The sequence below is a fragment of the Myxococcus sp. XM-1-1-1 genome (genome assembly GCF_020037095.1).
GTDB classification, from domain to species: domain Bacteria; phylum Myxococcota; class Myxococcia; order Myxococcales; family Myxococcaceae; genus Myxococcus; species Myxococcus fulvus.
This window is the reverse complement of record NZ_JAIQDH010000045.1, coordinates 21,435-32,656: the sequence shown is the minus strand read 5'-3', so window position 1 is coordinate 32,656 and position 11,222 is coordinate 21,435. Positions and strand designations below refer to the sequence as shown.

General features: G+C 71.5%; 9 protein-coding genes. 3 read left to right on the top strand and 6 right to left on the bottom strand.

Translation table 11 applies throughout. The features are described 5' to 3' along the window. Positions 1-777 (top strand): hypothetical protein (locus K8640_RS41995; RefSeq protein ID WP_370640450.1); only part of this gene is annotated, 777 nt, incomplete at its 5' end. Between the two features lie 11 nt (positions 778-788). Here K8640_RS41995 and K8640_RS41990 read toward each other — a convergent pair. Together K8640_RS41990 and K8640_RS41985 are read right to left on the bottom strand one after the other, a co-directional pair. Further along, on the bottom strand, positions 789-1,283 hold the full coding sequence (locus tag K8640_RS41990; RefSeq protein ID WP_223752218.1) for a hypothetical protein: 495 nt from the start codon (positions 1,281-1,283) through the stop codon (positions 789-791). Positions 1,284-1,370: 87 nt separating this feature from the next. After that, positions 1,371-2,936, bottom strand: coding sequence for a sigma 54-interacting transcriptional regulator (locus tag K8640_RS41985; protein ID WP_223752217.1), 1,566 nt, complete (start codon positions 2,934-2,936; stop codon positions 1,371-1,373). A gap of 214 nt (positions 2,937-3,150) precedes the next feature. Here K8640_RS41985 and K8640_RS41980 point away from each other — a divergent pair, with 214 nt between their 5' ends. Next, positions 3,151-3,957 (top strand): sigma-70 family RNA polymerase sigma factor, encoded by an 807-nt coding sequence (locus K8640_RS41980; RefSeq protein ID WP_223752216.1) that lies wholly within the window; start codon positions 3,151-3,153, stop codon positions 3,955-3,957. Here K8640_RS41980 and K8640_RS41975 read toward each other — a convergent pair. Continuing rightward, the gene (locus K8640_RS41975) at positions 3,852-5,213 is read right to left on the bottom strand and encodes a TAXI family TRAP transporter solute-binding subunit (protein ID WP_223752215.1); all 1,362 of its coding nucleotides are present in this window, start codon (positions 5,211-5,213) and stop codon (positions 3,852-3,854) included. The two genes, K8640_RS41980 and K8640_RS41975, sit on opposite strands and share 106 nt — an antisense overlap. Positions 5,214-5,273: 60 nt before the next feature. Then, complete coding sequence (locus K8640_RS41970) at positions 5,274-6,767, bottom strand: hypothetical protein (RefSeq protein WP_223752214.1); 1,494 nt, start codon at positions 6,765-6,767, stop codon at positions 5,274-5,276. A 344-nt stretch (positions 6,768-7,111) separates the two neighbouring features. On the opposite strand from K8640_RS41970, the gene K8640_RS41965 reads away from it, so the two are divergent. Next, positions 7,112-9,118: a hypothetical protein gene (locus tag K8640_RS41965; RefSeq protein ID WP_223752213.1), complete on the top strand. Its 2,007-nt coding sequence runs from the start codon at positions 7,112-7,114 to the stop codon at positions 9,116-9,118. Between the two features lie 67 nt (positions 9,119-9,185). On the opposite strand, the gene K8640_RS41960 is transcribed toward K8640_RS41965, so the two are convergent. Then, positions 9,186-10,112: a hypothetical protein gene (locus tag K8640_RS41960; RefSeq protein ID WP_223752212.1), complete on the bottom strand. Its 927-nt coding sequence runs from the start codon at positions 10,110-10,112 to the stop codon at positions 9,186-9,188. Between the two features lie 147 nt (positions 10,113-10,259). After that, complete coding sequence (locus K8640_RS41955; protein WP_223752211.1) at positions 10,260-11,072, bottom strand: LytTR family DNA-binding domain-containing protein; 813 nt, start codon at positions 11,070-11,072, stop codon at positions 10,260-10,262. Positions 11,073-11,222 lie beyond the last annotated feature (150 nt).

Below are 11,222 nucleotides of genomic sequence, written 5' to 3'. Positions count from 1 at the left end.
GCTCCACGCGATGCCTCTGCGGTAAACCACCCGCGCGAAGATGCGGTGCAAGGCGTGGCAACGCGCGCTCCACGCGATGCGCATGCTGCGAACCACCCGGGCGAAGATGCGGTGCAAGGCGCGGCAACGCGCGCTCCACGCGATGAGCATGCTGCGAACCACTCGCCCGAGGCTGCTGCTCGCGACGCGGCCCAGCGCAATCCGCGGGACGCCCTTGAGGTGGTCCACCCGCTCGAAGCCGCCGAGCTCGCGCTGCGCGAAGCGGTCACGCGCAATCCCCGCGATGAGGAAGCCCTGCGCTATGTGGCGAAGGCCCGACGCCTGAGGGCGCTCGTATGGCGAGGGACACGAGGCACAGCCCCCCTCATCGCGAGCCCTCCGCCCTCCGGCCTCCCGCGGGAACAAGAGGCGGTCTTCACCGAGGCGGCGCAGGCGCACGAAGCCGTGCTCGCCCTCAGCGCGCGTCCCCATGACGACCGGCTCGCGCTCGCGCGACTCCTCATGGACCACGCCCTCGCCCGACATCTCGCCGATGCCTCCCCAGGCGACGCGCTGGAGCAAGGCCTCGCGCATGCATCCGCGGTGCTGAAGGTGCGCCCCGATGACCTCGAGGCGCGCGCACTGCATGCGGCGCTGGAACTCCTGCGCGTGCGCTCATCGCCCACGCAGCCCCTCGATGAACAAGCGCGGGCCCGTGAGGCCCTGTCGCGCGCGCTGGTGGCCCGCCCTCGACTCGGGCGGACCTGGGTGCCCCTGCTCACGACCTCACCGCGTTGAGCAAGCGGTCCTCACCCCTCCTCGGGCTCGCCTGGATCCCTCACCACCTCCAGCTCTCCAGGCTGGCCCTCTCCCGTGCCCGAGGACACCCGGAAGGGATAGTCCATCCACCACGCCTTGGCCGAGACCTTTGCGCACCACGAAGGCCTGTACCAGGAGTCCAGCTTGACGATGTCCGACGGCTCCCCCTCGAACAGGTGACCCGAGGGGTCACCGTCGAAGTGGATGGTGGCGTGCGACACGTCCTCAGCCAGCCGGAGCTTGAGCCACTGCCTCCGATGGATGCAGGAGAAGGCGGGCGTCACCGGCTCCGGCCCCCGTCCGATGGTGATGGTGCACACCTCGTCCGGCGCGATCTTCGGACACAGTCCGTGCACCAAGGTGCAAGACACCTCCCGCAGCTTGGAACACTCGACGTCCTGCGCCTGCGCCCCCGTCTCGAGGACCTCCTCGGGCGCGGCCTGCTCCGGAGCACACCCCATTCCCAGCCACATCACGACTGCCATCCCATGCAACTTCATCACGCGAGCCTCCTCACGTCGTTCGACTGAATGGAGCGTGGCCGCGAGAGCCCGCCACGCCGGATGACGCCATCACTCGGCGGGCCCGAGCCCCAGCTCACGGACCCGCCGCTGGAGCGCGCGCCGGGAGACCTCCAGCCGTCGCACCATCGCGTCCAGGTCCCCCGCGCACTCGTGGAAGCAGCGAGAGATCTCCTCCGCGCTCACGTCCTTCACCGTGCGGATATGCGGGCTGCGGTCCACCAGGTTGTAGAGCGACGCCCGGGTGATGCCCAGCCGCTCCGCCGTGCCCTTCAAATCCCACGAGCACTCCCGCAGCGCCTCCAGGAGCTCCCGCTCCGACACCTCCGCCGGCTTGCGGCGCGTCAGCGCCACGGGCTCCTCGCGCCTGCCGGAGCCCAGCTCCGCCTCCAGCGACGCATCCACCTGGAGCCGAGGCTGCCCCCGACTGCTGATGACCAGCTGCCGGACCACGTTGCGAAGCTGGCGCACGTTGCCGGGCCACTCGAAGTCCAACAGCCGCGTCGCCAGCGACGCGGGCAGCCACGGCTCCGCGTAGGGGTCCTCGGGCTCCAGCCGCCACGCCTCGCCCAGCGACTCCAGCTCCAGCCGCGCGAAGTGATGGAAGAGCAGCGCGATGTCCTCACGCCGATCCCGCAGCGCCGGCATCTGGAGCGTGTAACCGGAGAGCCGATGCAACAGTGGTGCGCGAAACCGCCCCTGCTCGATGAGCTCCTCCAAGGGCGCGTCCGTCGCGGCGACCAGCCGCACGTCCGTGACGACGGGCGTATGTGACCCCACCGGGAACACCTCCCCCGTCTCCAGCACGCGCAAGAGCGCCACCTGCACCTCCGGCGGAGCCTCCCCCACCTCGTCCAGGAAGAGCGTGCCGCCATGGGCCGCGCGGAAGAACCCCTCGCGACTCTGCGACGCACCTGTGTAGGCCCCGCGCTGCGCGCCGAACAACTCCGAGGCCGCGAGCTCGCGTGCCAGCGTGCCCAGGTTGACGCTGATGAACGGCCCCCTGCGACGAGGACTCCGCTGATGGAGCGCCCGGGCGACCAGCTCCTTCCCCGTGCCCGTCTCCCCCCGCACGAGCACCGGCACCTCCAGGTCCGCCACCTGCCGCACGCGGGTGCGCACGCGGCCCAGGGCCAGGCTCTGCCCCACCATGCCCAGGGTGTCCGCCGAGCGCTCCGCGTCCAGCGCCACGCGATGCAGCAGCACCACCACCCGCCCGCCCAGCTCCAGCGTCACCCCCGCCGCGAGCACCTCCGGCCGGAAATCCCACGCACCCCCGGGCACACCTCCGACCACCACGGACGTGCCCTCCGCGTCCACCTCCAGCCGGAGCCCGCCCTCCGGACGCGGCAGGAAGCGCAGCGGACGTCGGCTCAGGAACGGGTCCGCCAGCGGTCGCCCCACCCCCTCCCCCACGCGCGTGAAGAGCGGCTCGTTGCGCGACAGGGCCACCTCACGCCCCGCGAGCAAAGCCTCCATCACGTAGCGCTCCCCCACCCTCGACGCGAGCGGATGGGAGACCAGCGTCAGCGCCGGCGCCAGGGGCGCGGACTGGGAGTCGCCGCCACGCCGCGGGGGGCTGGCGGTGGAGACATCATCGAGGAATCGCTGCGACATGAGGGGGACGCTCGGCGCCGGAGCCGGGGTTCTCCTCCAGGCTACACCGAGGAGGCCCGGGTCGAGTCTGACGCCAGCCTCCCCGGGCCTTCGGCTGACATGTCAGCGCCCGACGCTGACATGCCAGTCCACGCTTCCGGGCGCCGCCGTCCGAGGGACAGGCGTGGGCATGGCCGTTGCTCAAGGGGGCCTCACACGCAGGGGTGAGCCCACGGTGAAGACTCTCAACGAAACGACGTCGACCCGCTTCTGGGAGCTGTGGCGGCAGCACCAACCGAGGCTCCTCGCCAGGAGCGTGCGCCAGCTCGGAGGCAACCACGCCGACGCGGAGGACGCGCTGGGCGCCGCGATGCTCCGGGCCGCGGAGGCCTGGCCCCGCGAGTCCCACCGCCTCCACAACCCCGAGGCCTGGCTGACGCGCATCCTCCACAACACCTGTGTGGACCAGCACCGCGCACGGGCCCGCCGCGCGGACGACCTCACCGACGACACGTGCACCGAGGCCACGGCCCCCCTCCACGCCCCCTCGCCCGAGCACCTCCTGCTCGAGCGCGAGCGGGCCCGGCTCCTGTGGCGCCACGTCTCCCAGTTGCCGGAAGCCCTGCGCCAGGCCTGCGTCATGCGCTTCGAGCGGGACCTGGATGGACGCACCATGGCCGCACAGCTCGGGCTCACCCACGTGAACACGCGGCGGCGCCTGATGCGCGCCTGTCAGGTGCTGCGCGTGGCCATGACGGGAGGCGTCGACCGAAGCACGCAGAGGGGGCCAGTCCCCCGTGCCCCCGTTACGCGTGACGGGCGCGGGGCTGTCGCCGGCGCCGGGCGGGTGGAGCCCCGAGCCGGGGCCGACACCTCGCGCCCCCACGACCCCGGGCGTGGCGCCCACGCGAGCGCCCCGCGCGAGGTCCGAGCCGACTACGCGCTGGCGGAGTGCGCGTGCGCGTCCGCCCCGTCCCGCCCACCGGAGAGCCGACGGATGAGGCGACGGCGCACCACCTCGATGTGCTCGCGGAAGAAGTAGAGGTTCTCCGCGTACGCCAGCGGCATGGGGATGCGATTGACCTCGCGCTCCGCCTCCTCCAGGCGCTTGAGCATGTCCTCGAGCATCTGCTGCCCGGGGTTCTCATCGAGCTGGATTTCAATCTCCTTCAGCCGCGCATACCAACGCACGATGCGCGAGCGCATGCGCCACTGGTACACCGCCGGCACCGCCCGGAACAGCGGCACCACCACCGCGATGATGGGCACCAGCATCACCCACAGCCGGTCCACCAGGTTGGCGGCCCAGAACGGCAGGTAGCGCTGCAGCAGGGGGACCCCCGCCTCGTAGTAGCGCTTCGCCTCATCGCTGAGCGGGAAGCCCGTCTCGCGGGGCGCGGGGAACTCGGCCGCGCCGTCCAACAGGCCCGCCTTGCCGTGGACCTCGCTGGCCGCGCGCATCAGCAGATACGCCAGCGCCGGGTGCAGCGAGTCGCGCGCCACCAGGTTCGCCGTGGGCGCGATGACCACCACGTCCTCGGCCGGCACGTCCGAGGCCAGGTTGAACACACCCCGGGGCAACACCAGCCTCGACAGGTACGGGAAGCGCCGCGCGTACGCCGCGCCCCGCGTGAAGCTCAACAGCCGGATGCCGGGCACCGCCGCCAGCCGGTGGATGGCGGGCGACTCGGCCGGAGAGATGAGGAAGATGGCGTCCACCGTCCCCTGCTTGAGCTGCTCGATGGCGGCCTCGCGCTCCAGCGGCATCAGCTCCGTGGGCGCCTCGTCGATGCCGTTGGCCTTCAAGAGCGTGATGGCGAGCGCACGCGTGCCGCTGCCCTCCGGCCCCACCGCCACCTTGCGGCCCTTGAGCTGGCGCACGTCCTCCAGGGGCTCACCCCGGTAGAACACCCACAGGGGCACGTAGGACAGACTGCCCAGCGACACCACGTTCCCCGCGGCCTCCCCCGCCACCGTGCCGCTCTGCACGAAGGCCACGTCCACGCCCGAGGACTCGTCCGCCAGCAGCGCCACGTTCTCGATGGAGCCCTTCGTCGAGCGCAGCTCCAGCTTGATGTCGTGCCTGGCCAGGAAGTCCTGGTACTTCCGCGCGTAGTAGCGGAAGCCGCCCTCGTCCTGGGACATGGCCAGCACCAGCGTCTTGGGCGGCGCGGGCTTGATGAAGTGGAACGCGGCGGCGAAGGCGACGCCGATGAGGAGCAGCGCGGGGGTGAGCGTCAGCCACAAATCCCGCCGGAGCGTGCGCCGCAGGTGCTGCTTGAGGGAGTCCGCCGTCATGGTGGGCGCGGAGTATAGACATGCCTCCGCGCCCACATCCGAACCTTGGTGGACCGAGGACTACGGGCAGTCAGCCGGGCAGACGGTGGTCGTCTCCCACGGCTGGCACGTGGCATCCCCGCACGAGGCGTTCAGGAACGTCTCCAGCACCGCCTTGCGGTGGGGCAGGAAGACGTTGGTGAGCGCCGGGGAGATGCGGTAGCGCGGGCCGAACACCCCCGAAAGCGGGTCGAACTGCTCACCCACGTGCACGAAGCCGCCCGACGGAGGCCAGACGAGCCCGCCGCCCAGGTTCGCGCCGTTGCTGTTCTCGTGGCAGCCGGCGCACGACAGCGCCATGGAGCGCGCCACCACCTGCTGCGGCGTCAGCGTGCTGCCCGCCGCGGCAATCGCCGCCTGGACGTTGGTGTGGAAGGGGCTGGGGCCGGGGCCGAACTGCGCGACGTACTGGTTCTCGAACACCCCCACGTGGCTCTGCCCGCTGTTGAACGCGTCCGGGATGGTGTTGTTGAACAGGTTGATGTCATTGACGGCCAGCGCGGGCACCTGTCCGGGGAACAGCGAGCCCTGGAACGTGGGCGCGAGCGCGTGGCCGGACGCCGGGTTGAACAGCGTCCCACCCGGGTTGACCTTCACCGTCACCGGGACGAAGCGCAGCTGGCAGGGGGTGGCGCCGCACATCGTCCGGCGCACGCTGAACTCACGCAGCGTCCACGGCCGCCCGATGAACTGGTTGGTGCGCACCTGCCCCGTCGCCACGCTCCCGGAGCGGTTGCCGTAGTTGTCGATGTGCACCACCGGCATGACGCCCGCGCCCGGCAGGCCGTTGAAGTAGAAGCCCTGCAGCGCGGCGATGCGGGACGACAGCGTGGTCATCCCCGTCAGCGAGGCCCAGAAGTTGGCGACCGGCTGACAGCCATTGAGGCCCGCGGCGGGGTTGGGGTTGGGCAGCACCGCCTCGAAGATGAGCAGGTTGCGATTGCCGCCGCCCGGGATGCCCGAGCGCTTGCCGAAGACGATGCGGTACTCACCGCAGTCGCTGCCCGACACCGGCGCCAGGTCGAAGCGGTTGACCAGCGCCAGCGGGATGTACTCGTCGGGGTTGGTGCCCGGGTTGATGAAGGGGTTGACGAACGCCTGGTTCGACTCCGGCCGCGGACACTCGAAGGGGAAGGTGTTGAAGACGGGCAGACAGCCCGGGGGCGCCTGCGTGCTCCACCAGTCCTGGAAGAGCGCCAGCGGCGTCAGGCCCGCGACCCCCGACTGCGTCACCAGCTGCGTCATCACCCGCAGCAGCGTGAAGTTCCTCACGATGGCGTCCTCGGTGACGATGAGCGACGCCCGAGGGTCCACCGTGATGGCCATCGCCGACGGCCCGCTCGGCAACGGCAACATGCCGATGCCACGACGCTCCGGATGACGCGCCGGGTCCGCCTCCACCACCTCGGGCACCGGTGACTCGGGCTCCACCGCCGCGTCCCCACACGCCGAACCCAAGGCCAACAGCGCGCACACCACTCCCACGCGCCAGCTTCCCTGGCGCATTTCAAACATGCGTTGCATTCGCGTTCTCACACCCGCGCGGACGGCCGCGCCCCCTGCCAGGGATGAGCAACTCCGGCCCCTGCCGGAATCACGACTTGGCAAGATATGCCGTGATTACACGTTTATACATTGTTCATTGGCATAAATCCACGCCAACCCGCACACGGGGTGACGCGGGAGCAGTGCCATCCCGAAGACGTGAAACACCTCCAAGGTGGGACGGGCGACAGACGCGCGGGCGGGTCGTGCGGGCTCTGGGCGGGGGAGATGCACAGCATGATGCGGGGTGCCGGTGACACCAGCACTCGCGCGGAGAGGGGACGCCGCGCCGGGTCATCGAGGGGGGAACATTCATGGACACGACACGACGCGCCGTGCGCGTCCGCGCGAGCTTTCATCTGGCCATCCTGATGACCTGTCTCGTCGGCTGCGGCGGCCACCTGGAGTCACCCGACACATCCGGGGGGGAGGCCGTGGACCAGCGCGTGGAGTGGGCCTATCAGGACTACTACCGCGTGGACCTCGGCCCTTCGGGCGCGCTGGCCAGCAGCCGGCTCAGCCATGGGACGGTGTTCGTCCCCATGCTGCGCCCGGGGACGCACGCCCCTGTCCTGGGGCTGGATGGAACACCGCTGCGCTACACGTGTGGTGTCACGTTCATCTCACCGCGCCGGGCCATCACCGCGGCGCATTGCGTGGATGCCACGAACGTGTGGTCCCCCGCGAACCAGCTGCTCGAGGTCCGCATGTATGACCCCATGCGCAGCGACGAGGTGGGCTGGGAGGCCACTGCGCGGAGCCTGTCGGGCACCTTCCCGCGCTATCGCAAGACACCGCTGGGGCCGGGCTACAGCACGACGTCCTACGGCTGCCGCGTGGTGGCGCGCTGCGGAGGGCCGTATGGCGACTACCGCTGCCCCGCGGCCTTCCCCCGCGCGGACACCGCGCTGCTCGACTGCGGAGATTCGAGCCCCGGCTGTCGCTATGACTACCTGGGCGTGGCCGGGTCCGAGGGCGAGGGCCTCCCCGTCTCGATGTCGTGGACCCACGAGGTCTACACCATCCCCGCGGACCGGGGCTCCGACCTCTGGCGCCACTACACGCGCTACGCCGGCCACGAGCCCACGCTCAACTACCACTACTACGACGCCCACCAGCTGCTGCCGCTGCGCTCCACGCCGTGGTCCCCCTCCGGCCGCCCCCGCGTCTCGCTGGGCGTGACGTCGACGGGCACGGACGCTCGCCTCACCGAGCTGCATGGCTGCCACGGCTCTTCGGGCGCGGGCATCACCCAGCGCAACACGGCGCTGGGCACCGAGGAGCTGCTCGGGCCCGTGGCCGTGTGGGATTCGTGGGTGTTCCTGGCGCACGACTACGACTTCCTCTGCGAGGACCCCGAGCGCACCGCGCGCGGCCCGGGAGACGCGGGGCTGGGCTACGCGCGGCTGGCCTTCACGCGCAAGCTCGTGGAGTCGAGGAGCGCCTCGGATGTCTGCGATGCCCAATCGCCCGGCCTGTTCCCCAACCTCCACCTGTGGCTGGAGCACGATGTCTGGCTATTGCGCCGCGCCCCGCTCACGCCGCAGGCCTTTCCCAAGCCCTGGCCCTGCGTCGAGGCCACGTGCTCCGCCTGGGAGCGCGTGCGCTTCCCCAACGAGCCGCTGGTGCCCGTCGGGCGGAGCAGCCCCCTCTCGCTGCCGCCCGCGCGGGTGGTCTCCGGCATGAGCTATCGCGTGTCGGTCCGCGTCCGCGCGCTGGAGGCCACGCCGCCGCGAGTCACCCTCACCCTGGGCGGCCAGACGCTCCTGCGCGGAGCCAGGCCCCAGAGCCGTCCGGGCGAGGCCGCGGGGCTCGTCGCCACCACCTTCGTCGCGACCAGCGGAGGCACGCAGACGCTGAAGCTCTCGCTGGAGGCGGACTCCGGCGCCGCCGCGGTGACGGAGTGGGTCGTCGTCTCCGACACGCTGGCCCAGGGCTTCGAGTACCGCTCGCAGCGCGTGGGGGTGGGCATCCTGGAGCCCGGAGCGTCCGTGCCGGTGCCGGCCACGTGGACCCGGGGTGAGACCTCGCGCTTCGCGTCGCTGCTTCGCGGCGGACAGCGGTGGGTGGCGACGCGGCAGGCGCTCGTGCCGGGGCGCGGCTGGGCCGTGGCCTTCGACACGTCGCGCGCCACGCGGGGGATGATGTGCGGCTTCATCACCGCCGACGGGCGGGAGCCACGCATGCCGTGTGACGCGGTGGCGAAGCGGGTGCGCGCCAACTTCCAGCTGGGCACCGCGCAGCCCGTCGCGTTCTTCGTCGACCTGCCCGAGGGCCACCCCGACGTGGCCCTGGACAACCTGCGCCTGCAGTCGCGCTGAGATGCTCGCGCGGGGCCCTTCCGCCCGGAAGAGGGATGACTCCGGGCGGAGGCGCTCACGCGGTGGCTCAGTGGCTCACGTCGCAGGTGCCGTCGTCGGACAGCAGCCCGCCGACGCGGACGTGGTAGAGCTCCCCGGGGACGAACGGCTCGTACTGGTGGCGCACGAAGTAGAGCGTGCGCTGGTCCGGCGAGAGCGTCGGGTGGTACTCGTCCAGGTCCGTGTTCACCGTCGGCCCCAGGTTGCGCGCCGGCTGCCAGCCACGCCACGTCTTGCGGGCGACGTAGAGGTCACCGTAGCCGTGGCCATCCGGGCGGGCGATGGACGCGAACAGCAGCGTCCTGCCGTCCGCGAGGACGTTGGGGTTGAACTCCCAGGACTCGGTGTTGATGGCGGGTCCCAGGTTCTCCGCGGGGCCGTAGGAGCCGTCGTGACGCGGGCGCGAGCGGTAGATGTCCCAGCCGCCGTAGCCGCCCTCGCGGTCCGAGCCGAAGTACAGCGTGCCCTCCGCGTCCACGCTCGGGTAGAGCTCGTCGGCGGTGCTGTGGACCGCGGCGCCCAGGTGACGCGGCTCGCCCCAGCCGCCATCGCGGCGACGCTCCACCACCCACATCTCCACGTCCGCGCGCGGCTGGCCGTTGACGGGACGGATGGAGGAGAAGAAGAGGCGGCGTCCGTCGGGGGAGACGAACGGGTCGATGTCTGAGTGCACGCCGGAGAAGGACGCGGGGCGGGGCTGCGTCCAGCGGCCGTTGCGCCACTCGGAGAAGACGATGGTGGCCTGACGCGTCTCGGGGAAGAAGCCGGCGCTCACGCCCCAGAACGCGGTGCGGCCGTCCGGCGTGAAGGCGATGCGCCACTCCTCCTGCTCGGGCAGGGAGATGAAGCCGGGGGAGAGCACCTCCGGCGTGCTGGGCGCGGAGGCGGAGGCGGACGTCGCGACGGACAGCGCGAGCGTCGCGAGCAGCGTGGGGATGCGACGGGACGACGACATGGTGAGCTCCTCTCGGGTGTGGCGAAAGGAGCCGGGCTCGCTCTCGCCATGGCCGTAGAGGTACAGGGTGCCCGCTCGCCTGTCCGGGAAGCGGGGATGAAGCGAGGGGGGCGCGGGATGGATGGCGCGCCACCAGGGACGGCGCCTTCAGCGGGCGCTGTCGCTTCCCAATCCCAGCGCAGCCTCGACGCGCGCGCGGTGACTGCGACCGGTGCGCACGGCGGTACCGCACGAGCCGAGCACCAGCAGGTACTCCCCCTGGGACAGCGGCTCCGCCTCGCGCACCTGGTCCAGGTTCACGAGCACGGAGCGGTGCACGCGCAGGAAGCGCCGTGTGTCCAGGCGCTCCTCCAGGTGCGTCAGCGTCTCGCGCAGCACGTGCTGCTCCGCGCCCACGTGCACGCGCACGTAGTTGGCCTCGGACTCGACGTGGGAGATGGCGGAGCAGTCGACGAAGCGGATGCGACCGTCCACCTTGACGGGCAGACGCCGCAGCGGGGCCTCCGCCAGCGCGAGCCCGGACAGGAGCGCCTCCTGCCGAGCCACCGCCTCGCCTCGACGCACCAGCCGCACCTGCTGGCGCGCGCGGGCGAGCGCGGCGCGGAAGCGCTCCTTGTCATACGGCTTGAGCAGGAAGTCCAACGCCTGGGCCTCGAAGGCGCGCACGGCGTGCTGCTGCCACGCGGTGACGAAGACGACCACGGGCAGCGACTCGGGCGGCAGCGCGCGGAGGACCTCGAAGCCGTCTCCCGCTGGCATCTCGACGTCCAGCAGCAGCACGTCCGGCGAGGACTGGAGCACGCCACGCACGGCCTCCGCGCCACTGGCGGCCTCGGAGACGAGCTCGACATGCGGCTCCGCGGCGAGCAATGCGCGCAGGCGCGAACGGGCGAGTGGCTCGTCATCCGCGAGCGCCACGCGAAGCACGGACGGCTCCACCGCGTCACCACCGCCCATCATCACCCGGCCCTCCCGGACGCGCGCTCCATCACGACACGCCGACGCGCGGCTCTTATACGGCCACCCGCTCCGGCGAGCGCCACGCGAAGCACCGACGGCTCCACGACCTCATTACCGCCCATCATCACCCTGCCCCCTCCACGCGCGGCC